Below are 22869 nucleotides of genomic sequence, written 5' to 3' on the forward strand. Positions count from 1 at the left end.
GCGCGTCGAAGAGGCGCCGGAATGTGCGCTTGTTGGCATCATGGGTCCGTTGTGCCGTCTGGTGCGACGCCCCGATCCCTGCAGAGGAGCCCTGGTGAGCCGACGCGCTGCTCCCAGCGTCCCCGCATCGTCCTCGCCCCGTCGCCGCTCGCGCCTGAAGATCACGGCAGCCGTCCTGGCGGCGCTCGCGGTGGTCGTCGTGGGCGGCCTGGTCGTGGTCTACGAGAAGCTCGACGGCAACCTGAACGTCACCGACGTCGCCGGCCAGCTGCGCGACCGTCCCGAGCAGTCCCCGCTGCCGACGGGGGAGGACGGTGAGGAGCCGACCGCGCCGGTGAACATCCTGGTGATCGGCTCGGACACGCGTGCGGGCGAGGGCAACGGCATCGACGACCAGAACCCGGGGCAGCGCTCCGACACCAACATCCTGCTGCACCTCTCCGGCGACCGGTCCTTCGCGTACGGCGTGAGCATCGCCCGCGACACCGTCGTCGAGCGTCCTGACTGCTACACCGACACCGGCGAGGTCATCCCGGGCGGGCTCGACATGTGGAACGCGGCGTACGAGGAGGGAGGGGCCGCCTGTCTCATCCAGCAGACCGAGCAGCTGACCGGCGTCCGCATCGACGACTTCGTGGAGATCGACTTCAACGGCTTCCGCGAGATGGTCGACGCCCTCGGGGGAGTGACGGTGTGCGTGCCGGAGGAGGTCAACGACACGACCGGCAACATCTACCTGCCCGCAGGCACCTACGAGGTCGAGGGTCAGCAGGCGCTGGACTACGTCCGCGTCCGCTACTCCGTCGGCAACGGCAGCGACGTGGGCCGCATGAAGCGGCAGCAGGCCTTCATGGCCACCATGGTCAACGAGGCCACCTCGGCGGGCACGCTGGCGAACCCCGTCAAGCTCTACAACTTCCTCGACGCCGCGACGGAGTCCCTCACCATCAGTTCCGGGCTCGGGTCCCTGGCCGATCTCGTCGGCCTCGCCCGACAGGTCAACGGCATCGGCCTGGACCGGGTGCAGTTCACCTCGGTGCCGATCCGTCAGTACGAGCCCGACCCGAATCGCCTGGAGTGGAAGCCTCGAGCCGCCGAGCGGCTGTGGGAGCTCATCCGCACCGACCAGCCGCTGTCCGGTGGCCTCACCAAGGACGTGGTGACCGCCGCGGAGGGGGTCCCGGGCTCCGAGCCCAGCGACTCGCCGTCGGCGACCGCGAGCGCATCGGCCATCCCGGACCCCGAGGAGTCGGCGAAGGCTGCGGCGGAGGCCGAGCGCCGGCTCGCGAACGGACTCTGCGCCTGAGGCTGCCAGGTCGTCCCTGACTCCCACGGGGGCTCGCCACGCCCGGCACGCCGCGGCTCCTGGCAACGGACTCGGCTTATCGTGATGTTTTCGTTATGATGAGCGCACATCGAGGTCAGTGAGGTGACGATGCGCGTCGCAGTGGTCCGCAGCGCTCGCAGCGCGCGTGCCGTTCTCGTGGACTCCGTGCTCACCGCGCTCGACCGGGCGGGTCACGTCCCGGTCGAGGTTCCGGTCACCACGGGAGCGACCGTCGATCTGGGCTGCTACGACGCCGTGCTGCTGCTCAGCCCCGCCCACCCCTCGCTGCGGGCCCGCCCGGGCGCCTGGCGCGCATGGGACAGGTGGCACGCGACGACCGTGCCGTGGCTGACCTCGGTGGCCCGCGACGCGGGCGTGCGCCGGCTGGTGCTGCAGTCCAGCGCCCTGGTCTACGCCGACGGCGGTGGTGAGGAGGTCGACGAGCGGTCGTCGCTGGCCGTCACCGCGGCCACCGAGCCCTGGTGCGCGGCGGAGTCGGCCACGCACCGGTTCGTCGACGGCTGCCACACGGCCGTCGTGCTGCGTCTCGCACCGCTGCGCGACGACCCGTCGCAGATGGTGTGGCTGGAGGCCGCGGCCGAGCGGCCGGCGTCGTGCCTGCAGGTGTGGTGGCAGTCCACGACGACCGTGGCCGAGGCCGCGGACGCCATGGCGCGTGCCCTGCACTGCACCGGCGGCATCTTCAACGTGGGCAGCGCGGTCAGTGGTCCCGGCGCCAGCGAGGCCCACCGCCGGGCGGCCGACCGATTCGTGGCTCTCCCGTCGTGGGGTCATCTCCTGCCGTGGCGGGGGCGTACGCCCGAGCGGCTGGAGCCTTACACCCGCTCGGTGAGGCTGCAGCCGGACCGGTTCACGTTGGCGGCGGGTTGGGCGCCCGACGCGGCACGGCGTACGCGAGGGTGACGGTGCCCGATCGCGCCGAGCCCGACCGCGACGAGACCGCCGAGCCGGCCGGGTCGAGCCCGGAGCAGCGGAGTCGTCGCCGCGCGCGCCTCGCCGAGGTCTTCGGGGACGTGCTCCCCGAGCAGACCAGCGACGACGACAGCACGCACGACGGGGGCACCTCCGACGCGTGGCTGCGCCGGCAGGTGCCCCCGCACCACGGTTGATCGTCGACGCGATCCGGGCCGTGGCCCGGGCCGGGCGACTCAGGTGGTCGAGCCGCGCTGCTCCTTGAGCAGATCGCGGATCTCGGTCAGCAGCGCGACGTCCGCGGCCGGCGGCTCGGGCTCCTCGTCACCCTTGGCCCGACGCTCCTCGAGCTTGTTGTACGGCGTGATGACGAAGAAGTAGACGACGAACGCGATGATCAGGAACGTCACGAGCGCGGTCAGGAAGATGCCGATCGGCACGCCGGACCCCTCGATGACCTCGCCCGCGGCGTTGGTCTCGTCGAGGATCGTGAAGTTGTCGAAGTTCGGGGTGCCGCCGGTGACCTTGCCGATGAGACCGAGCAGCACGTTGGTGAAGGCCGTGACGACCGCACCGAACGCGGTGGCGATGATGACGGCGACGGCGAGCTCGACGAGGTTGCCGCGCATGATGAAGTCCTTGAAGCCCTTGAGCACCGGCGGACTCCTCTCGGGATGAGGCGGCCCGTCGGGCCGCACGGATAGGGACGACCGCACTTTAGGGTGAGAACGTGTAGAAGAGATAGCCCGCGGACGAGGCGCCGACGACGGCGTCGACCTGCGCGGCCGGCACGCCGAGCAGCACGAGCTCGCCGACCCTGCCCACGACGGGCAGGGTGCGGGCCACCGTGAGGGCCTCGCCCTGGCCGTCGGCGGCCACCAGGTCGACGACGTCACCGTCGCGCAGCAGCTGTGAGGCCTCGACGATCCTCACCGGCACGGTGGTCAGGCCGGGGGCGGTGCCGCGCTGCTCACCGCCCGCGAGACGGTGCAGTCCCACGGGCTCGCCCCGGCGTACGGGAACGGCCAGCGTGCGTCCCAGAAGACGGTCCGGCGTGGCCTCCGCCGAGGACGGCACGGACTCCGGCGTGAAGCCGCGCACCTCGAGGTCCTCGCGCGTCACGACGCTGCCGGCGGTGAGGTCGGCACGCGCCACGACCACGGGCGTCAGTGGCTGCTTCGTGCCCTGCGTCGCAGCGAGCGCGGTGACGACGGCCAGCAGCACCAGGAGCAGGGCCCATCGCCGCCGGTGCAGGATCAGCGCCCGGCGCACGCCCCACCATGCACGGCGGGCGCGAGGGAGGAGTGGGCCGGAGGCGGTGGGGGTCGCGGAGTTCACCCGCGGAGCGTAGGGCGGTGACGTGACCCGAGGGGCCCGTCATCCACAGGCTCCGATCAGGTCGCTGCCGAGACCTTGCTCGAGGCGGTGCCGGACGACGAGGACGACGAGGACCCCTTGGGCGACCCGCCCGTGCTGTCCGAGTTCGCGCCCGCGCTCGATCCTTTGGAGTCCGAGCCCGAGGAGCCCGAGCCCTTGGAGTCCGAGCCCGAGGAGTCCGAGCCCGAGGAGTCCGAGCCCGAGGACTCCGACCCCGTCGACTCGGAGGCCGACCCGCCCTTCGTGCCCTTCGCACCGTTGCGGCTGTCGGTCTTGTAGAAGCCGGAGCCCTTGAAGACGACGCCGACGGCGTTGTAGACCTTGCGCAGGCGCCCCTGGCACTCCGGGCACACGGTCAGCGAGTCCTCGGAGAAGCTCTGCACCTGCTCGAACGCGTGGTCGCACGCGGTGCAGGCGTACTGGTAGGTGGGCACGGGACCTCCTGGCTGGCTCGGCGGGGAGCGGTCTGGCACTCGACCCGGTCGAGTGCCAAGCATACGTGGCGTCGGGACGCGACGACGCACCGTGCCGGAGGATGGGCCCGTGACCGACAGTTCCGAGCCGACGCCACGTCAGGCGCCCCGCCGCTCCGCCGCGGAGCGATGGCGGGAGTGGCCGCAGTGGCTGCGGCGCGCCGTGACGCTCGCCGTGGTCGGTGTGCTGGTGCTGGCGGCGGCGGTGTGGGGAGGCGTGCGGACGGTGCGGGCCTCCCTGCCCCAGGTCGACGGTGAGGTCACCGTGGCGGGCCTGCGCTCGCCGGTGACCGTCGCTCGTGACGACGCGGGCATCGCCACGGTGCGGGCACGCACGACCTACGACCTCTTCGCCGCGCAGGGCTACGCGGCGGCGCAGGACCGCTTCTACGCGATGGACGTGGCCCGGCGGTACGCCTCCGGCACGCTCGCCGAGATCTACGGCGAGGAGGCCCTCGCCGGCGACAAGCTGGTGCGCACGCTGGGCTGGCAGCGCACCGCGGTCGAGGAGCTCTCCTTGCTGGACCCGGCCACGACCGCGGTCCTGGAGGCGTACGCGGACGGCGTGAACGCCTGGCTGCGCGGCCGGGAGGGGCGCGACCTGTCCCTGGAGTACGTGCTGCTCGAGAGCGACGGCCTCGCCGTGGCTCCCGAGCCGTGGGAGCCCGTGGACTCCCTGGCGGTGCTGAAGGCGTGGGCGTGGTCGATGAGCGGCGCAGCCGGCCGCGAGGTCGAGTCCGCCCTGCTGGCCCCCCGGCAGTCGCCGGCCGAGATCGCCGAGCTGTTCCCCGACCCCGAGCCCGTGCGCCACCCGCCGGTGGTGCAGGGCGGGGGCGTCGTCGACGGTGTGTTCGAGCCCGACGCGACGTCCTCGGGGTCCCGGGCGCCGCGACGCGCAGCGCCGGCGTGGGCCGTCGCCGGGTCGGCCACGACGACGGCCACCGCGACGGCCACCGCGACGGCCACGTCGGCCACGGGCGTACGGACCGTCGGTGATCTCGACCTCGGCCTCGAGGGGCCCGGGTCCGGTCGCGCGGTCTCGCCCGGCGGCACGGCCGTGGCCGTCAGCGGCGACCTGACCGCGACGGGGCGCCCGCTCCTGGTGGCCGACGTGATCGGGGCGATGAGCCTGCCCGGTCCGCTGGCACAGGTGTCCCTGGTGTGCGAGGAGGTCGGCACGGCGTGCCCGTACGAGGTCTCCGGCTTCGCGCTCACCGGCGTGCCCGGGGTGCTGGCGGGGCGTACGCCGGGGCTCGCCTGGGGCCTCTCGGCGATGCGCGCGGACGTCACCGACCTGTTCCTGGAGCGGGTGGGCGACCGCTCGTACGCCCGGGACGGGCTGGTGGTGCCCTTGCAGCGTCGCGACGAGGAGATCCTCGTCGCCGGGGCGGAGGAGCCGTTCGCCTTCACGGTGCGCAGCACCCGGCGCGGCCCCCTGGTCTCCGACGTGTCCGCCGAGCTGAGCACAGTCGCGGCCAACTCGGTCGACCTCGTCGAGGCGAGCGAGGGTCGAGGCCGTGACCGTGTCGCCGACAGCGCCGCGGACCTGCTGGCACTGGAGTCCGGCACCGGGTACGCGTTGTCGCTGCGGTGGGCCGGCGCCGAGCCCGGGCGCACGATGGACGGTCTGCTCGCCCTCGACCGCGCCCGCACCGGTGACGAGCTGCGGCAGGCCGCGTCGCTGCTGGCCTCGCCGACGCTGGGTCTGGTGTGGGCCGACGAGGACGGCATCGGCTACCAGACGGCGGGTCGGGTGCCCGTGCGTGCACCGGGCAACGACGGCCGTCAGGTGACGGCGGGATGGCGGCCCGGCACCGACTGGCGCGAGGACCCCGTGCCGTACGCCGCGTTGCCGCACACCGAGGACCCCGAGGCCGGGTTCGTGGTCGCCGCCGACCAGGCGCCGGTGGAGCCGGACTACCCGTACGACCTGGGCCACGCCTGGGACCCCGGCTACCGCAGCACCCGCATCGCCGACCTCCTCGAGGAGCTGGCGGCCGAGGGTCCGATGCGGCTCGCGCCGCTGCGCGCTGCCGTCGCCGACACCCTCGACCCGCTGGCCCCGGCGCTCTCCCCGCTGCTGCTCGCGGTGCTGCACACCAACGCGTACGCCTCGGGCGGGCAGGACCAGCTGGCGACCTGGGACGGACGCGCGAGCCTGGACTCCGCGGGGTCGGCGTACTTCCAGGCCGTGACGCGCCGCGTGCTGCAGCTGACCTTCGACGACGAGATCCGCACGCCGGTCGCACCGGACGGGGGGCCGCGGTGGACCGCCGTGCTGGAGGACCTGCTCACCGATCCCACGAGCCGCTGGTGGGACGACGTGACGACCCCGCAGCTGGAGACCCGCGACACCGTGCTGGAGACCGCGGAGCGCCTGGCGGTCGACGACCTGGTGAGGTCCCAGGCGCTGGACCCGCGGGAGTGGACCTGGGGGCACCAGCACCAGGTGCGCTTCCGCGTCCAGGGGGCCGAGGCGCTCGACCCGGGTCTCGCGGGATGGCTGCTCGACACGGACCCGGTCGAGATGCCCGGGGACGGCTCGACCGCGCTGGTGACCTCGTGGGACCCGCAGCAGGACTTCGAGGTGGTCGCCGGCCCGGTGGCCCGCATGGCGGTCGACCTCGGTTCCGACACCGGCGGCTGGGTCGTGCCCACGGGGGCGTCGGGTCACGTGTGGTCGGGGCACCTGCTCGACCAGACCGGCACGTGGGCCTCCGGCGACCTGCTGCCCTGGGCGAGCGGGCGCGGTGAGGACCCGACGGTCAGCGACGAGCTGGTCCTGCTGCCGCGTCGATGACGACGGTCCGTGACGGCGTCACCGCCGCGCTCACGGGCAGGTCGTGCGGGGCGTGCGGCACCTGCTCGACGACCTCGTCCTCGTGCAGCAGCGCCACCACCGGGGTGCCGCGGGGCACTCGCGCGAGCGCGCGGTCGTAGCAGCCCCCGCCCTGTCCGAGCCGGTGGCCCGAGGTGTCGACGGCGGTCGCGGGCACGAGCACGACGTCGGCGGCGGCGATGCCGTCGCGGCCGAGTCGGGTGCCGGTCGGCTCGAGCAGGCCGCGGCGGGCCGGGGCGAGGGAGGCCGCGCCCCCGTACGCCGCCCAGTCGAGGTCCAGACCGCGGAGCACGACCGGCAGGAGCACGCGGACGCCTCGCTCGCGCAGCGCGTCCAGCAGCAGGCCGGTGCCGGGCTCGTGGCCGACCGAGACGTACGCCGCGACGGTCGCCGCCTGCCGGACGGCGTCGAGCGCGAGCACCTGCGTACGCAGCCCCTCCGCGGCCGCGCGCAGGTCGGCGGGCCCCAGGCGACGGCGCTGGGTCACGAGGTGGTCGCGCAGCGCGGTCTTGCTCGCGGCGACCGGGTCCGGGCTGGTCACGCGTTCGACCGTAGCCCCGCTCAGAACACCTAGGGTGGCGCCATGAGCGACGAGGGACTGCAGGCAGCGCGCGAGAAGATGCGCGCCGAGGGCATCGACGACACCGCGATCGAGGTGTTCAGCCACTACTACCGGCAGCTGGAGTCTGGCGAGACCGGAATGGTGCCGGAGGACTCGATCGAGCCGCTGGACATGGAGGCCCTGGCCGACGTCGAGGTCTCCGCCGACCAGCAGCGCGAGGCGCTGCGGGGCACGGCGGTCATCAAGCTCAACGGCGGCCTGGGCACCTCGATGGGCCTCGACCGCGCCAAGTCGCTGCTGGAGGTGCGCGACGGGCTGTCCTTCCTCGACGTCATCGCGCGGCAGACGCTCCACCTGCGCCGAGACCTCGACATCGGGCTGCCGCTGCTGCTGATGAACTCCTTCCGCACCTCCGCCGACACGATGGCGGCGCTGGAGCCGTACGACGACCTCGCCGTCGAGGGGCTCCCGCTGGAGTTCCTGCAGAACAAGGAGCCCAAGCTGCGTGCCGACGACCTGACGCCGGTGGAGTGGCCCGACGACCCGGACGCCGAGTGGTGCCCTCCCGGGCACGGCGACCTCTACACGGCGCTGCACGGTGCCGGCATCCTCGAGGCGCTCGCCGAGGCGGGCTACGAACGGGTCTTCGTCTCCAACTCCGACAACCTCGCCGCGGTCCCCGACGGCGTCGTCGCGGGCTGGTTCGCGACGTCCGGGGCGCCGTTCGCGATCGAGGCGGTGCGGCGTACGCCCTCGGACCGCAAGGGAGGCCACTTCGCGACCCGCAAGGCCGACGGACGCATCGTGCTGCGCGAGACCGCCCAGACGCGCGAGGAGGACCAGGACGCCCTCGCCGACCTGTCGCGACACCGGTTCATGAGCACCAACAACCTGTGGTTCGACATCGCGGCGATGCGGGCGAAGCTCGCGGAGACCGACGGGGTGCTGGGCCTGCCCATGATCCGCAACGACAAGTCGACGGTGCCGGGCGACGACAGCACACCGGACGTCATCCAGGTCGAGACCGCGATGGGTGCGGCGATCGAGCTGTTCGACGGCGCCCGCACCATCGAGGTCACCCGCGAGCGCTTCGCGCCGGTGAAGACGACCGATGACCTGCTGGTGCTGCGCAGCGACTGCTACGAGCTGGACGAGGGCTGCCGCATCAGCCAGGCGACGCCCGAGATCCCGTTCGTGGAGCTGGCGAGCGGGCCGTACAAACTGGTCGACGACTTCGCCGCGCGCTTCCCGGCCGGGCCCCCGTCGCTGGCCTCGGCCTTCTCGCTGGTCGTCGAGGGGGACTGGACCTTCGGAGAGGACGTCGTCGTCCGCGGCGAGGTGACGCTCGGCGAGGGCGGCGGGACGCTGGAGGCCGGGCGGGTGCTGACCAGCGGCCGCGTCGACGCGGACGGCTGACGCGGGGGTGACCTCGCGGGTGGTCCGAGGAGTGGTCCGGTCTGCGCCCGCCGCGGGCTAGGGTCGCGACCATGAGCGAGACCCAGCCGCCGGAGCCCGGGCCGGGATCGATGTCGCCGCCCCCGGGGGCCGCGTCGGTCTCGGTGCAGCAGCACCTCGAGCGGGCGCTCGGAGTCGTGGAGCCGCTGGAGCCGTACGAGCAGCCGCTGCTGGACGCCCTCGGTCTCACCGTCTGCGAGGACGTCGTGGCGCCGGTGGCGCTGCCGGTCTTCGACAACTCCTCGGTCGACGGGTACGCGGTGCGGCTCGCGGACGTCGCCGAGGCCTCGGCGGAGCGGCCGACGCACCTGCCGGTCGTGGGCGAGATGGCGGCGGGGCAGTCGCAGGTGCTGGCGATGACGCCGGGCACCGCCATCCGCATCATGACCGGGGCGCCGGTGCCGCGCGGCTGCGATGCGGTCGTCCCGATCGAGTGGACCGACGAGGGCACCGCCGAGGTGCGGATCAGCCAGGCGCCGACCCGGGGCCAGCACGTACGCCGCCGCGGCGAGGACGTCGAGGAGGGCGACCTGCTGCTGTCCGACGGCTCGGTGCTCGGGCCGCGTCAGGTCGGTGTGGTCGCCTCGGTGGGGCGGCCCCAGGTGCTCGCCCGGCCGCGCCCTCGGGTGGTGGTCATGTCGACCGGCGCCGAGCTGCGGGAGCCGGGCCGCGCCCTGGCGCACGACTCGATCTACGACGCGAACTCCTACCTCCTCGCCGCCGCGGTGCGGCGGCTCGGTGCGCTGCCGTTCCGGGTCGGCGCGGTCGGTGACACGCCGCGGGAGTTCTCCGAGGCGCTGGCCGACCAGCTCGTGCGCGCCGATCTCGTGGTCACCTCGGGCGGGGTGAGCAAGGGCGCGTACGACGTGGTCAAGGAGGTGCTCAGCGCGCCGGACCAGAAGGGGTCGGTGTGGTTCGGCGAGGTGCGGATGCAGCCGGGCAAGCCCCAGGGTGTCGGCGTCGTGGGGGAGGACCGCACCCCGATCCTCACGCTGCCGGGCAACCCGGTGAGCGCGTACGTCTCCTTCGAGGTCTTCGTCGCGCCGGTGATCCGCCGGCTGATGGGTCGCACGCCGTACGAGCGGCCGCGGCGCTCCGCCCGCTGCACGCACCCGATCAGCTCCACCGTGGGCCGGACGCAGGTCGTGCGGGCCTGGCTCGAGCACGAGCCGGACGGGCCGGTGGTGTCCCCGGTCGGCGGGCACGGCTCGCACCTGGTCGGCGACCTCGCCGCCTCGAACGCCTTCATCGTGGTGGAGGAGTCCGTGGGCGAGGTGCGGGCCGGGGAGCAGGTGCAGGTGATGGCGCTGGACGAGGAGTACTGATGGCGCAGGGTCCACGTCTCACCCACGTCGACGAGTCGGGCGCGGCCCGCATGGTCGACGTCTCGACCAAGGACGTCACGACGCGTGAGGCGACCGCGTCGGGGCGCGTACGCGTCTCGGCCGAGGTCGTGCGTCTCCTGCGCGGTGAGGGGGTGCCGAAGGGCGACGCCCTCGGCGTCGCGCGCGTCGCGGGCATCATGGCCGCGAAGCGCACGCCCGACCTGGTGCCGCTGTGCCACCCGCTGGCGATCTCGGGGGTCACCGTGGACCTCGACGTCGCCGACGACCACGTCGCCATCCGGGCACGGGTGCGTACGACCGACCGCACGGGGGTCGAGATGGAGGCGCTCACCGCCGTCTCGGTCGCCGCGCTGACGGTGGTCGACATGGTCAAGGCGGTCGACAAGGCCGCCGAGATCACCGACGTGCGGGTGGAGACCAAGAGCGGTGGTCGGTCGGGGGAGTGGACCCGTGACTGAGACGTCGGCCGGTGACGCGCAGGGGCTGCCCGCGGTCGTGGTGGTCGCGTCGAACCGGGCCGCGGCCGGGGTGTACGAGGACACCACCGGCCCGCTGATCGTCGCCGCGCTGCGGTCGTGGGGCTTCTCGGTGGGCGAACCGGTCGTCGTGCCCGACGGTGAGCCGGTCGAGCAGGCCCTGCGCGCGGCCGTCGCCGAGGGAGCGCGGGCGGTGCTCACCACCGGCGGGACCGGGCTCACCCCGACCGACCGCACGCCCGAGGCGACGGCGGCCGTGCTCGACAGACCGGTGCCGGGCGTCGCGGAGGCGATCCGGGCGCACGGCTCGGCGAAGGGCGTGCCGACGGCGGCGCTCAGCTGCGGGTTGGCCGGCGTGGCCGGGCAGGCGCTCGTGGTCAACCTGCCGGGATCCCGGGGCGGGGTCAAGGACGGGCTCGAGGTGCTCGAGGCCCTCCTCGTGCACGCCGTGGAGCAGATCGTCGGGTCCGACCACCGCTCCGGCGGCGGGGCGTGAGCCGATGAGCTCCTTCGGCATCGCCCCGGCGTGGCTGCCGGACCTCCTCGACCCGGCGGGCGACCTGGTGCTGCGACGGCTGCGCCGTCGTGACGGGAGGGCGTGGCGTGACGTGCGGCGGCGCAACGCCGCGTGGCTCGGGCCGTGGGACGCGACGCCGCCGCCCGAGGGTGAGGAGCGGGTGTCGTCGTACGCGGCGATGGTGCGCACGCTCGACGCCGGTGCCCGGCAGCGGCGGATGATGCCGTACGCGCTGGTCGTGGACGGCCGGCTGGCCGGTCAGGTGTCGGTGAACAACGTGCAGTGGGGCTCGGCGCGCATGGGCTCGGTCGGCTACTGGATCGACCGCCGGGTCGCGGGTCGCGGGTACGTGCCGCGGGCGGTCGCTCTCGTGTGCGATCACGCGCTCGGGGCGGCGGGCTTGCACCGGCTCGAGGTCGCGGTACGACCGGAGAACTCGGCGTCGCTGCGCGTGGTGGAGAAGCTGGGCCTGCACGAGGTGGGCTTCGCCCCGCGGTACCTGCACATCGACGGCGACTGGCGGGACCACCGCATCTACGGACTCACCCGCGAGCAGCTGCCCCATGGCGGTCTGCGCGCTGACCTGGACCGATCGGCCGTCGCGGCCGAGGCGAGTGGGGAGCCGACACACCGGGAAGGGTGACGAGTCAGGCGCCTGCGGCTCCCTACCCTGGACGCGTGGACATGTCGGGGATGATCTTCGTCGCTCTTGCTGTCGTGTGGGCCGTCTATCTGATCCCGCGGGCGGTGAACCGCTCCGAGGACGAGCTGGCGCTGCTGCCGGCCGGCTGGGGTGAGTCGCCCGAGCACGAGTCGGATGTGCACGAGCAGGACACGCGCCGGTCCGATGAGCGGGTGAGCCAGTCCGGTGGTCGAGGTGCGAGCGGCTCCGCGGACGCCCCCGGTGGTCGAGGTGCGAGCGGCTACGCGGACGCCCCCGGTGGTCGAGGTGCGAGCGGCTACGCGAGCCGCGAGACCCCCGCCGAGCGCGAGGCCGCGCGTACGGCCGTCGGTCGCCGCCGCCGGGTGCTCCTGACGCTCCTGGGTCTCACGGGCGTGACCGCCGTCGCCGCGGTGACCGTGCTGCCCGCGTGGGTCGCGGCCGTCCCCGCCGTGCTCGTGGCCGCCTGGCTCGTCGTGTGCCGGGTGCAGGTGCGCCGCCTGGAGGCTCGACGTGCGGAACGGCTCGCAGCCCGGGCGGCGACGACCGCCGACGCGGACGCCGGTCTCGCGGACGAGATCGAGGTGCCTGCCGAGGTCGCCGCGACCGAGGTGGCGCTCGAGCCGCTGCGCGAGTTCCGCATCGAGGTGCCGGACTCCCCGGCGGCCCTGGTCGTCGAGCCGGACGAGGACACGGTCGGGCTGACCGAGGCCGACCGCGAGGCCGCTCTCGCCGACGAGATGCCCCGTGGTGCCGTGTGGGATCCGCGGCCGCTGACGCTGCCGACGTACATCACGAAGCCGCGGGCACGCCGCGTGCCGCGCACCATGGCGCTCGACGGTGCGGGGGTCAGCTCCTCCGGTCGCGATGCGCGTGACAGCGCTCTGGTCGCCGAGGGCGCGTACGCCGGCGTCGACGCCACCGCCCGTCCTCGCGAGGCCGTGGGCTCCTGACTTCCCTTCCGCCGCCGGTCACCGGCGACGGCGCAGCACCCCCTTCCCCCGCGGACCCCCGGACTCCTGTCCGGGGGTCTCGTCGTTGCGGGGCTGCTGCGCGGGCCCTGTGGGCTCGGTGGGCTCGGCGGGGGCAGACTGCTTGAGCTGCTTCAGCTCCTCGGTGACCTCAGCGAGCCGCTCGAGGGTGGCGGCGAGGGCCTCGGTGGTCTCCTCGAGCACGCGGGACGGGTCGACCTTCTCCAGACCGTGCCAGGGAGTGTCGCGGGCGGCCGGCACCCCGGGTCGTGGGCGGCGCATGATCGGGGGCTCGCCGCAGCGCAGCTCGTCGAGGTCGCCGACGACGTCGTAGCCGGCGGCCTGGATGGCGCTGATGAAGGTCTCGGCCGTGTCGGCAGCCCGCAGGTGGTCCTCGGTGTGCAGGCGGATCGAACGGCCGTCGCGACCGGCGAGCACCTGGTGGGCGAGGAAGTTCTTCACGATCGGCGTGTACGTGCCCGGCAGCGGCAACCGGTCGGCGAGCACCTTGTTGAGTTCTCGGAGCACCTCGGCCTGCTCGGCGCCGACCGAGGAGTTGGAGCGCGCGATGTCGAGGTCGACGGTGACGTCCTCGACGCCGAGCAGCCAGGCGAAGCGGCGCCACCACTCCTCTCGTGGCGTGCCCTGCGGCGGGACGGTGACGACGTGGACGTGCTTCGCGGGCACGGTGCGCCCCCACCGGGCGAGCAGGTCGGGGAGGTGCTGGGCGTGCCAGAGGTGGTAGCCGTTGGGGGAGAAGGGGCCCGCGTCGCGGTCGAACCACGCGAGCGACATCCACGCGGGGTACGACAGCGTCGAGCGGTGCTTGACGTGCTCCTGCCACTCGGCCGGCAGCTGCCGGGCGAGGTCTCGCGCGGTGACGACGAGGTGCACCTCGCGGGCGACCTGGGCGAGGTCGCGTACGGCAGCCGCCGCCTGCGCCGCCGAGGCGGGTGCGAAGAGCTCGTGGCTGATGACGGCGTCGCCGTCGTACGCCTCGATCTCCGGCAGCAGCGAGGACCACGCCCCCTCGGCGTTCGCGGGCACCTGCAGCCGGTGCGGCTCCTGGCGTACGTCGACCGCCGCGCGGTAGTGGTCGCCGTCGCCGTTGCCCGGCAGCAGCAGTCCCGCTCGACGCAGCCGCGGCTTGTGCGCCCACAGCACCCGCTGCAGGAAGGTCGTGCCGGTCTTGGGGGTGCCGACGTGCAGGAAGACGCGCTGGGCCATGCCGTGAGGATAGGGCGGGAGGGGCCCCTGGGGGCTCGGGTGATGTGCCCCGAGTGCTATCTTGGCGGTCGCGCCGAGGGCGCGATGGGGCTGTGGCGCAGTTGGTAGCGCGTCTCGTTCGCAATGAGAAGGTCAGGGGTTCGAATCCCCTCAGCTCCACCAAACCCGCTGGTCAGCGGCCTGCACGGATCCTGAATCCAGGAGCAGGCAGTGACAAGTCAGCAGAAACTCAGCAGAAACCCGGTCACGTGGACGGCGTCCTCGGGACGTCTGGGTCCCCCTCGGGCCGGCGCGGCGGGGGTGTCAGATGGTCTGTGTAAGGGGGTGGTCGTGAAGGAGAACGAAGATGACTGCTGTGAGCACCGAGAACCACGCCGACCACAACACCGAGACCAGCGCTGAGGAAGGCGCTCGATCCGGGCGCGGGCACACCGCTGCTCGTCGTGCGGCACGGGCCCAGATGCCGGGCTACAAGGCCGCGGCCGAGCTCGCTGAGTCCGGCGCGCTGGACGGGCTGTTCGCCCAGATCGACGCCGGTGAGATCGACCTGACCGGCGACGGCGGGTTCATCCCGGCGCTGATCAAGCACGCCCTCGAACGCGGCCTGGGGGCAGAGCTGACCGATCACTTGGGCTACGAGCGCGGCGCGCCTGACGCGGCCGCGTATCCGAACTCCCGCAACGGCACGACCCCGAAGACGGTCGCGACCCAGGCCGGTGAAGTGAATCTCGAGGTCCCTCGGGACCGCCAGGGCACGTTCACGCCACGGCTGGTGCCCAAGGGTGAGCGGCGGCTCGGCGGCCTGGACGAGATGATCATCAGCCTCTACGCCGGCGGGATGACCGTCCGCGACATCTCCCACCACCTCGCCGCGACGCTGGGCACCGAGCTCTCGCACGAGGCGATCAGCAACATCACCGACGAGATCCTCGACGCGGTCGGGGAGTGGCAGGCCCGCCCACTGGAGCCGCTGTATCCGGTGATCTACCTCGACGCGATCGTGGTGAAGGTCCGCGACGGCTCGCACGTGGTCAACAAGTCCGCCCATATCGCGGTCGGCGTGGACATGGACGGCGTCAAGCACGTGCTCGGGATCTGGGTCCAGGCCCACGAGGGCGCGAAGTTCTGGGCGGGCGTGTGCGCCGACCTCGCCAACCGCGGGATCCGCGACGTGCTCATCGTGTGCTGCGACGGGCTGATCGGACTGCCCGAGGCGATCGAGGCGACCTGGCCGGCCGCGACGGTGCAGACCTGCGTGGTCCACTTGATCCGTGCCGCGATGCGGTTCGTGGGCTATGGCGACCGCAAGGCCGTCGCGGCCGCACTGAAGCCGATCTACACCGCTTCCAGCGCCGCAGCGGCCCGTGATGAGCTCGATGCGTTCAAGACCTCGAAGTGGGGTGTGAAGTACCCCCACACCGTCGCGACGTGGGAGGCGGCCTGGGAGCGGTTCACCCCGTTCCTGGGCTTTCCGCCCGAGCTGCGGCGCGTCATCTACACCACCAACAGCATCGAGTCGCTGAACTACCAGCTCCGCAAGGTCACCAAGAACCGTGGCCACTTCCCGTCTGAGGACGCGGTCGTGAAGCTGCTGTGGCTGGCGATCTGCAACATTGAGGACAAACGAGCCCGTGAACGCGAGCGCGACCGGGGCAAGCCCTCCGCGGAACGAAAGGCTGCCGGCCGGCTCGTCGAGGGCCAGGTCGTCACGAACTGGAAGCAGGCCCTGGCCCAGCTCGCGATCAACTACCCCGACCGCATCAATCCCCACCTGTAAGCCCCCCGAGGCCGAAAGAATCCATCTCACTTACACAGACAACTTGACACGCTCGGCGCGGCGGGCGGGCCTGGCGCACCTGATCGGCATGACGACCACAACACAGCCCCAGACGCCGCTCGGCCCCGTTCTCACCCTGTCCCAGCTCGCCGCCCAGCTCGGCGTCACGGTCCAGACCCTCTACGATCTGCGCAGCCAAGGGCGCGGTCCGCGCGGGTTCCGCGTCGGCCGGGAGCTCCGCTCCCGGGTCAGCGAGGTCGACGCCTGGCTCGCCCAGACGGAAGCCGATGACGCCCAGCGCCACCCCCGCCAGGCCGGCTGATGCGCACCGGTCGCCCCCGCACGCCGATCGGTACCCACGGCGCAATCAATACGCGGCGTGACGGCGGTCGCGTGGTGGCGGAGACGCGCGTCCGTGACCTGGACGGTCGGCTGCGCCAGGTCAGAGCCTCCGGGCCGACCGCGGCCGCCGCGCGGACCCGACTGATGGAACGCATCCGCGAGCGACCGGCGCTCCCGAGCTTCGGAGTGTTGCGACCGACGAGCTCGTTCGCCGATCTGGCGGAGCTGTGGCTGGCTGACCTCGAGTTGCGTGACCTGGCTGGGAACACCAAGGAGAACTACCGGACCTGTCTGCGGCTCCACGTTCGGCCGGCGTTCGAGCACTACAGGCTGGCGGAGGTGACCACCGGTCGGGTGGAGTGGTTCTTGGCCAGGCAGGCGAAGGTGTCGCCGTCGCAGGCCAAGCAGACCCGGACGATGCTCAACATGCTCTTCGGCTATGCGCTGCGCCACGACGCCATCCCCCGCAATCCCGTGGAAGGCACGTCGCAGTTGCGACGAGCCAATACGACACCTCAGGCGCTCACGCTCGAGCAGATCGCAGCGATCCGTGGGGCAGCTGCGAAGTGGCGTCGCGAACCCGGTCTGCCCGGCCCCAAACCGGACGGTCAGGTCCGAGACATCATCGAAGTCCTTCTCGGCACGGCAATGCGCCCCGGTGAGGTGCTGGCGCTTCGCCCATGCGACCTCGAGGACCTGCCCACCGGGATGATCGCCAGCGTGAACGGCACCGTCGTGCAACGCAAGGGGAGCGGAGCCGAGCGGCAGCCGCGACCCAAGACCGACGCCTCCATCCGTCGCATCCCCGTCCCAGAGTTCGCAGCCGTCGTCCTGCGGCGACGCATCGCCGAGATTCCCAGTACGGCCCAGAACCGGACCATCTTCGCCAGCCGCGGCGGTGGTCCCCTGAGTCCGTACAACGTCCGACGTACGTTCCGCGAGTTCCTACGGATCGCAGATCTCGGCGAGACTGGCATCAGCCTGCGCTGGTATCGGCGGACCGGGGCGACGGTGATCGCCCGCTGCGTCGGGACCGACTCGGCCGCCGCCTTCCTCGGACACACGTCCACCGTGATCACCGAGGGCCACTACATCGAGCCGGACCCCGCCGTCGACCTGACCCCTGCCGCGCACCTGGAACGCACCTTGCGACCGGTGGAGCCCGACGGCGCGCTGCTGGCAAGCCAGCTAGCCGTTCGGGAAGGCGAGCTGCTCGCTGCAGTAGACCGCGAAAGCGATGACGACGCCGTCGCCTAGCATTCCGGCAGGCTCCGCTGCTGGGGCTCCAGGTCGCAAGGCGCCCGGCGGAAAGCATCCGGTGTGACCCACTCCAGGCTAGCCGCACGGCGGATCTGCCGCCACCGACGTTCGACGTTGTTGACCTGCTGCCACGTCACATTGCGGGTAGGGAAGACAGCGTCCAAGAAGTTGTCAGGAGTCGTGCGGCGTCGCGCCTGCAGGATCAGCGCCGCGTCTTCGGACAGGGCAACGAGTCGGGGACGGGCCAGAGCCTTCCGATAGGTCCCGACGCCGGGCTCGGTCTTGATCGTGGCGTTGACGTCGACGACCCTTGCCTCAGCGTCGATGTCGGCCCAGCGGAGCGCGAGGACCTCGCCGAGCCGAGCGCCCGTCGCGAGCATCACCTCGATGATGTCTGCGATGTCGCCGGACGACTTCGGCCCCGAGCGTTCCTTGTTGAGCCATGCCCGGACTGCTGCGCGGACGTCCTCGAGCTCGGCCTTCGTGAGCGATCGGTGGTCAGGCGCGGGTCGGCTGATGCGCAGTGAGCCTCTCGCTGGATTGACAGGGATTGCGCCGATGTCGACGGCGGTCTCCAGCATCGCGCCCAAGACGACCTTGGCCTTGCGCTGGCGGTTCAGGCTTTGGGCGCTTAGGTCGACGAGCAGTTCGCCGATCGATCCTGTCGTGAGGTCGCTGATGATCGTCCTGCCGAGACCGGGGATAACGAGGTTGCGCAGGACGCGCTCGTACTCATCGATAGTGGTCCTGCCGAGCCGTTGCTCGGCTCGAAGATGCTCCACCCACAAGCCAGCCAGGTCGGCCACGGTGGTCCGCGAAGTGATCGAGGTCTTCATAGTTGCTCCTTCGTGACAGGGGCCGGGTGCCCTCGCCCTGAAGGTGTGCAGTTGTTACCTCGCGACCTCCGGCCGCCTCTTCGCCAGGTAGGGTCGCAACCTCAAATCGAGGTCGCAGGTTCAAGTCCGGCCCCCGGGACTCTGTGATGGCGATGCAAAGGGGCGGTTATACGCGCAGAGGAAACGGGTCGACCTGCACGATCATGTGCGGCACCTGCGAGTCTAGGAGGTCCCTCGGTTCAGGCGAGGAAAGTCGACGGTCGACGCAATGACCAGCGGGGCGACTGGGTTGAGCTTCCTTGTCGCTGGGCGCGTCGCCCGATCCAGCGGGGGCCGCGCGTCACAAGTCGTTCGGCGGTCGGGCCCTCGTTTGTCGAAACTCCCTCGGGTACTGCCCGGTCCATCGCTTGAACGCATGTGAGAAGTTGCTGAGATCGCTGTAACCAAGATCTGCGGCCACTTGGCTGATCGTTGTGGTCGGGTCGAGCAGGAGCGCGATCGCCTGTTCGCGCAGCCAGGATTCGCGGACGTCACGAAAGGTCGTGCCATCGTCGGCGAGTCTTCTCTTCAGGGTGCTGGTCGAGACCGAGAGCTTGTCAGCAACGCGGGCGCTGCGCGCTTGTCCGGGGTCCTCCTCGAGCAGGAGCCGCACTCGCTCTGCGAAGGACACCGTGCCGAGGCGGCGCTCCAGTGTTGTGCGCAGATCCGCGATCGCGACGCGGTACGCCACCGGATCCGCGAAGCGACACACCTCGTCGAGGGCGTCTCTCGGAACCTGCACGTACGAGGTGGGCGCGTCGAAGACGACCCGCCCACCCCGGGACTGCTCCCACTCCGCCGCGGACGCCGGCGCTGGCCACTCCAGGTACAGCGTGACCGAGGGCAGGGTCCCCGCGAGCAGGTCCAGCAGGCGCAGCACCGTGGACCCGCCATAGGCGACGACGAGGCAGTCCAAGTCGGGGTCGCGCGTGTGTCCGGTGAGCCCAATGGTGAGGCCGCTTTCGCCCGGGTGGACGTGGGGGCGCAGGGCCGTGGAGATCAAGGGCAGAAAGGCAAAAAGCTCAACGATTTCGGCGACCGAGCCCGCGCTCACCAGCGGCACACTCAGCGGCCCGAAGGATGTCAGTTGGGAGTGTTCGGCGAACGCGAAACCCAACTGGGTCGCCTCGGCACTGTCGAGGTCCGGGTACACCTCTCGGAACCAGCGCACCGGTGCCTGCCGATCCTGGGCGAGGAGTGCGGTCTCGTCGGTCCCTTCGCGCGCCATCACCGTGCGGAAGCGGGCGGCAGCCTCACGATCGATTGCGGAGCTGTTGAGCATCTGCGCAAAGGCGAGAGGCGGGACGCCGGGTTCGTCGGCATGCATCAAAGAGCATCCTTTGAGCCGAAATCACAACATTCTGACTGGAGAGACCATAGCCACACCCACCCAGAGTCACAAGACTCTCATCACGTCTTCGATACGTGAGGAGTCAAGCCAATGGGTGCAGTCACCTTCGTTTCCTACGACGGCGAGAAGCATGAGGCGCCGCTGGAGGAGGGCCGTTCGCTCATGCAGGTAGCGGTCGACAACATGGTGCCGGGCATCGACGGCGACTGTGGGGGCGAGGCCGCTTGCGGCACCTGTCACGTGATCGTCGACCCGCACTGGTCTGAGGTGGTGGGTCGCTCCGGTCCCGTCGAGGAGGACATGCTGTCGATGAGCCCTGAGCGGCAGCCGACCTCCCGCCTGTCTTGCCAGATGGCGGTGTCGCAGGAGTGGGACGGCCTGGTCGTTCAACTGCCCGAGTTCCAGATGTGATGGAAAGGAAAGTGGACCGATGATCATGAACCTTGCGGACACGCTGAGCGAAAAGATCCAATCGACCCTCCCGATGGAACTGCAGGTCCGGGGGGCCCATCTCTACGACAAGACCCGTCGTTGGGTGACCGGGACGAACGGGCAGAAGATTTTCGTCGAGACCCCGATCCCGCCCGCGGACGAGGTCGAGCTCGCCGACATCGACCTGAGCAACCCGTTCCTGTACCGCCAGGGCAGATGGCAGTCGTACTTCGAGCGTGTGCGCAACGAAGCGCCCGTGCACTACCAGCCCACCAGCCCGTTCGGTCCGTTCTGGTCGGTCACGCGGCACGCCGACATCGTCGCCGTCGACAAGAATCACGAGGTGTTCTCCGCCGAGCCCTTCATCATCATCGGCCAGCCACCTCGGTTCATGGACGTCGCGATGTTCATCGCCATGGACCCCCCGAAGCACGACCAGCAGCGGGCCGCCGTTCAAGGGGTCGTCGCGCCGAAGAACCTTCGCGAGATGGAGGCCCTGATCCGCTCGCGGGTCCAGGAGGTGCTGGACGACCTCCCGACCGGTGAGCCGTTCAACTGGGTCGACCGGGTGTCCATCGAGCTGACCGCTCGGATGCTCGCGACGCTGCTGGACTTCCCCTACGACCAACGACGCAAGCTCGTCGAGTGGTCCGACCTCGCCACCGCGATGGAACAGGCCAACGGTGGACCCTCCGACAACGACGAGATCTTTCGCGGCTTCGTCGACGCGGTGCGAGGCCTCAGCACGCACTGGCACGACAAGAAGGCGCGGCTCGCGGCCGGCGAGGAGCCTGGCTTCGACCTGATCACCATGTTGCAGAGCAACGAGGACACCAAGGACCTGATCGAGCGCCCGATGGAGTTCATCGGCAACTTGATCCTGCTGATCGTCGGAGGCAACGACACCACGCGCAACTCGCTGAGTGGCGGTGTGCTTGCGCTCAACCAGTTCCCCGAGCAGTTCGAGAAGCTTAAGGCGAACCCGGACCTCATTCCGAACATGGTCTCGGAGATCATTCGTTGGCAGACTCCGCTGGCGTACATGCGCCGGGTCGCGAAGAAGGACACCGTGCTGAACGGGCAGTTCATCCGCAAGGGCGACAAAGTGGTTATGTGGTACGCCTCGGGGAACCGGGACGAGCGTGTCTTCGAGCGCCCTGACGAGTTGATCATCGACCGCAAGAACGCACGCAACCACATTGCGTTCGGGTTCGGGGTGCACCGGTGCATGGGAAACAGGCTGGCCGAGCTCCAGCTGAGGATTCTATGGGAGGAGCTGCTGCCTCGGTTCGAGAAGATCGAGGTGGTCGGCGAGCCGGAGTACGTCCAGTCCAACTTCGTCAGGGGCATTAGCAAGCTCATGGTGCGCCTGACCCCCAAGCAGGACGCATGACACAGGGGACCGCGCTGGTGGTCGGAGCCAGTCACGCCGGCGCCCAGCTGGCGGCCAGCCTCCGGCAGGAAGGCTGGGCCGGCGAGGTCGTCCTCGTCGGTGACGAGGCGGCCCTGCCCTACCAGCGACCACCGTTGTCGAAGGCGTACCTCGCCGGCAAGAGCACGGTGGAGGAACTGGCGATCCGCAAGTCCGACTTCTACGCCAAGCAGCAGATCCAACTGGTCGATGCGCGCGTGGAGTCGATCGAGCGCACAGACCGGCGCGTGACGCTGGCCAATGGCGAGAGCATGCCCTACGACAAGCTCGCGCTGTGCACGGGTGGCCGGGCACGGCGACTCCCCGTGCCGGGTGCCGACCTCCCGGGCGTCCACTACCTGCGCACGTTCACCGACGTGGAGCAGATCCGAGAGTCGGCGCAACCGGGTCGGCGCGCAGTGATCGTCGGCGGGGGTTTCATCGGCCTGGAGACGGCTGCCTCGCTCCTCGCCCTCGGACTGGACGTGACCGTGCTCGAGGCGGCGGAGCGGGTGCTTGAGCGCGTGACCGCGCCTGAGGTGTCAGCCTTCTACGAGAGGGTCCACCGCGAGGCGGGCGTGACGGTCCGGACCGACGCAACGGTCGAAGCCATGACCGGCGACGACCGGGTCCGTGAGGTCGAGCTCGCAGGGGGCGAGCGGCTTGACGCCGACCTCGTGGTGGTGGGTGTGGGCCTCGAGCCGAACACCGACCTCGCAGCAGCCGCTGGTTTGGACATCGACGACGGCGTCGTGATCGACGACCGAGCTCGGACCAGCGATCACGACGTCGTGGCTGCGGGCGACTGCACCAGCCACCTGATGGCGCGGTACGGGCGGCGCATCCGCCTCGAGTCCGTGCCGAGCGCGGGGGAACAGGCGAAGGTCGCCGCCGCGACCATGTGCGGCAAGGACAAGACCATCGCAGCGCTGCCGTGGTTCTGGTCGGATCAGTACGACCTCAAGCTCCAGATCGCGGGACTGAACTCAGGCTACGACGAGGTCGTGCTCAGTGGTGACCCGAGCTGTGATCGCGACTTCACATGCTTCTACCTGCGCGCAGGGCAACTCATTGCCGCGGACTGCGTCAACCGGCCGCGCGACTTCGCCTTCAGCAAGCGGACGATCGCCCAGGCACTCCCCGCCGACCGAGACGCGCTCCTGAGCATCGGAGCGAGCTGAGCGTCCAGACCGGCCACCATGCCGCACCGGCTCGATCGCGGCCCTGTCGCACCTGTTCTTTGAGAGCTCGAGGAAT

At 71.2% G+C, this 22869-nt stretch carries 23 protein-coding genes and 1 tRNA gene; 17 read left to right on the forward strand and 7 right to left on the reverse strand.

The annotated features are described in order from the left end of the window. The first annotated feature begins 94 nt into the window (after window positions 1-94). From KLP28_11060 to KLP28_11070, 3 genes are all read left to right on the forward strand, one after another. The gene (locus KLP28_11060; protein ID QWC84143.1) at window positions 95-1306 is read left to right on the forward strand and encodes an LCP family protein; all 1212 of its coding nucleotides are present in this window, start codon (window positions 95-97) and stop codon (window positions 1304-1306) included. A 123-nt stretch (window positions 1307-1429) separates the two neighbouring features. After that, complete coding sequence (locus KLP28_11065; GenBank protein QWC84144.1) at window positions 1430-2251, forward strand: hypothetical protein; 822 nt, start codon at window positions 1430-1432, stop codon at window positions 2249-2251. A gap of 2 nt (window positions 2252-2253) precedes the next feature. Beyond that, window positions 2254-2457 (forward strand): hypothetical protein, encoded by a 204-nt coding sequence (locus tag KLP28_11070; protein ID QWC84145.1) that lies wholly within the window; start codon window positions 2254-2256, stop codon window positions 2455-2457. A 39-nt stretch (window positions 2458-2496) separates the two neighbouring features. Here KLP28_11070 and mscL read toward each other — a convergent pair whose 3' ends face one another. The 3 genes from mscL to KLP28_11085 form a co-directional block, all read right to left on the reverse strand. Next, the gene (gene mscL, locus KLP28_11075) at window positions 2497-2916 is read right to left on the reverse strand and encodes a large conductance mechanosensitive channel protein MscL (protein QWC84146.1); all 420 of its coding nucleotides are present in this window, start codon (window positions 2914-2916) and stop codon (window positions 2497-2499) included. Window positions 2917-2977: 61 nt separating this feature from the next. Continuing rightward, window positions 2978-3598 (reverse strand): hypothetical protein, encoded by a 621-nt coding sequence (locus tag KLP28_11080; protein ID QWC84147.1) that lies wholly within the window; start codon window positions 3596-3598, stop codon window positions 2978-2980. 56 nt (window positions 3599-3654) lie between these two features. After that, on the reverse strand, window positions 3655-4071 hold the full coding sequence (locus tag KLP28_11085; GenBank protein ID QWC84148.1) for an FmdB family transcriptional regulator: 417 nt from the start codon (window positions 4069-4071) through the stop codon (window positions 3655-3657). A 109-nt stretch (window positions 4072-4180) separates the two neighbouring features. On the opposite strand from KLP28_11085, the gene KLP28_11090 reads away from it, so the two are divergent. Further along, the gene (locus KLP28_11090) at window positions 4181-6910 is read left to right on the forward strand and encodes a penicillin acylase family protein (protein QWC84149.1); all 2730 of its coding nucleotides are present in this window, start codon (window positions 4181-4183) and stop codon (window positions 6908-6910) included. Here KLP28_11090 and KLP28_11095 read toward each other — a convergent pair. After that, entirely contained in the window at window positions 6876-7490 is a 615-nt protein-coding gene (locus tag KLP28_11095) for a 5-formyltetrahydrofolate cyclo-ligase (GenBank protein QWC84150.1), read from the reverse strand. The genes KLP28_11090 and KLP28_11095 overlap by 35 nt on opposite strands. Before the next feature lie 42 nt (window positions 7491-7532). On the opposite strand from KLP28_11095, the gene KLP28_11100 reads away from it, so the two are divergent. From KLP28_11100 to KLP28_11125, 6 genes are all read left to right on the forward strand, one after another. Continuing rightward, entirely contained in the window at window positions 7533-8927 is a 1395-nt protein-coding gene (locus tag KLP28_11100) for a UTP--glucose-1-phosphate uridylyltransferase (GenBank protein QWC84151.1), read from the forward strand. 110 nt (window positions 8928-9037) lie between these two features. Beyond that, entirely contained in the window at window positions 9038-10291 is a 1254-nt protein-coding gene (locus tag KLP28_11105) for a molybdopterin molybdotransferase MoeA (GenBank protein QWC86936.1), read from the forward strand. Continuing rightward, window positions 10291-10770 carry a cyclic pyranopterin monophosphate synthase MoaC gene (moaC, locus tag KLP28_11110; protein ID QWC84152.1) on the forward strand — a complete coding sequence of 160 codons (480 nt, stop codon included), beginning with the start codon at window positions 10291-10293 and terminating at the stop codon, window positions 10768-10770. Before KLP28_11105 ends, moaC begins: the two co-directional genes overlap by 1 nt. Before the next feature lie 25 nt (window positions 10771-10795). Beyond that, complete coding sequence (locus KLP28_11115) at window positions 10796-11284, forward strand: MogA/MoaB family molybdenum cofactor biosynthesis protein (protein ID QWC86937.1); 489 nt, start codon at window positions 10796-10798, stop codon at window positions 11282-11284. Between the two features lie 4 nt (window positions 11285-11288). Continuing rightward, on the forward strand, window positions 11289-11948 hold the full coding sequence (locus tag KLP28_11120; GenBank protein QWC84153.1) for a GNAT family N-acetyltransferase: 660 nt from the start codon (window positions 11289-11291) through the stop codon (window positions 11946-11948). Window positions 11949-11983: 35 nt separating this feature from the next. Continuing rightward, window positions 11984-12919 carry a hypothetical protein gene (locus tag KLP28_11125; protein QWC84154.1) on the forward strand — a complete coding sequence of 312 codons (936 nt, stop codon included), beginning with the start codon at window positions 11984-11986 and terminating at the stop codon, window positions 12917-12919. An 18-nt stretch (window positions 12920-12937) separates the two neighbouring features. Here the strand turns inward: KLP28_11125 and KLP28_11130 are convergent, their stop codons facing one another. Then, window positions 12938-14164 carry a hypothetical protein gene (locus KLP28_11130; GenBank protein ID QWC84155.1) on the reverse strand — a complete coding sequence of 409 codons (1227 nt, stop codon included), beginning with the start codon at window positions 14162-14164 and terminating at the stop codon, window positions 12938-12940. Window positions 14165-14250: 86 nt separating this feature from the next. On the opposite strand from KLP28_11130, the gene KLP28_11135 reads away from it, so the two are divergent. From KLP28_11135 to KLP28_11150, 4 genes are all read left to right on the forward strand, one after another. Beyond that, window positions 14251-14326, forward strand: a tRNA-Ala gene (locus KLP28_11135). Window positions 14327-14624: 298 nt separating this feature from the next. Then, window positions 14625-15941, forward strand: coding sequence for an IS256 family transposase (locus KLP28_11140; protein ID QWC86938.1), 1317 nt, complete (start codon window positions 14625-14627; stop codon window positions 15939-15941). 43 nt (window positions 15942-15984) lie between these two features. Then, entirely contained in the window at window positions 15985-16263 is a 279-nt protein-coding gene (locus tag KLP28_11145) for a helix-turn-helix domain-containing protein (GenBank protein ID QWC84156.1), read from the forward strand. Then, window positions 16263-17540 (forward strand): tyrosine-type recombinase/integrase, encoded by a 1278-nt coding sequence (locus KLP28_11150; protein ID QWC84157.1) that lies wholly within the window; start codon window positions 16263-16265, stop codon window positions 17538-17540. The genes KLP28_11145 and KLP28_11150 overlap by 1 nt, the downstream gene beginning before the upstream one ends. Here the strand turns inward: KLP28_11150 and KLP28_11155 are convergent. Beyond that, complete coding sequence (locus tag KLP28_11155; protein QWC84158.1) at window positions 17537-18379, reverse strand: tyrosine-type recombinase/integrase; 843 nt, start codon at window positions 18377-18379, stop codon at window positions 17537-17539. The two genes, KLP28_11150 and KLP28_11155, sit on opposite strands and share 4 nt — an antisense overlap. 340 nt (window positions 18380-18719) lie before the next feature. After that, window positions 18720-19745, reverse strand: a complete 1026-nt coding sequence (locus KLP28_11160) for an AraC family transcriptional regulator (protein ID QWC84159.1) — start codon at window positions 19743-19745, stop codon at window positions 18720-18722. A gap of 114 nt (window positions 19746-19859) precedes the next feature. Between KLP28_11160 and KLP28_11165 the strand changes: the two genes are divergently transcribed. Genes KLP28_11165 through KLP28_11175 form a run of 3 tightly spaced genes read left to right on the forward strand, consistent with a single transcriptional unit; the run spans window position 19860 to window position 22793 of the window. Continuing rightward, window positions 19860-20180: a 2Fe-2S iron-sulfur cluster binding domain-containing protein gene (locus tag KLP28_11165; GenBank protein QWC84160.1), complete on the forward strand. Its 321-nt coding sequence runs from the start codon at window positions 19860-19862 to the stop codon at window positions 20178-20180. A 22-nt stretch (window positions 20181-20202) separates the two neighbouring features. Continuing rightward, window positions 20203-21594, forward strand: coding sequence for a cytochrome P450 (locus KLP28_11170; protein QWC86939.1), 1392 nt, complete (start codon window positions 20203-20205; stop codon window positions 21592-21594). After that, on the forward strand, window positions 21591-22793 hold the full coding sequence (locus KLP28_11175) for an FAD-dependent oxidoreductase (protein QWC84161.1): 1203 nt from the start codon (window positions 21591-21593) through the stop codon (window positions 22791-22793). The genes KLP28_11170 and KLP28_11175 overlap by 4 nt, the downstream gene beginning before the upstream one ends. Window positions 22794-22869 lie beyond the last annotated feature (76 nt).

The sequence above is a fragment of the Nocardioidaceae bacterium genome (assembly GCA_018672315.1).
Lineage (GTDB): Bacteria > Actinomycetota > Actinomycetes > Propionibacteriales > Nocardioidaceae > TYQ2.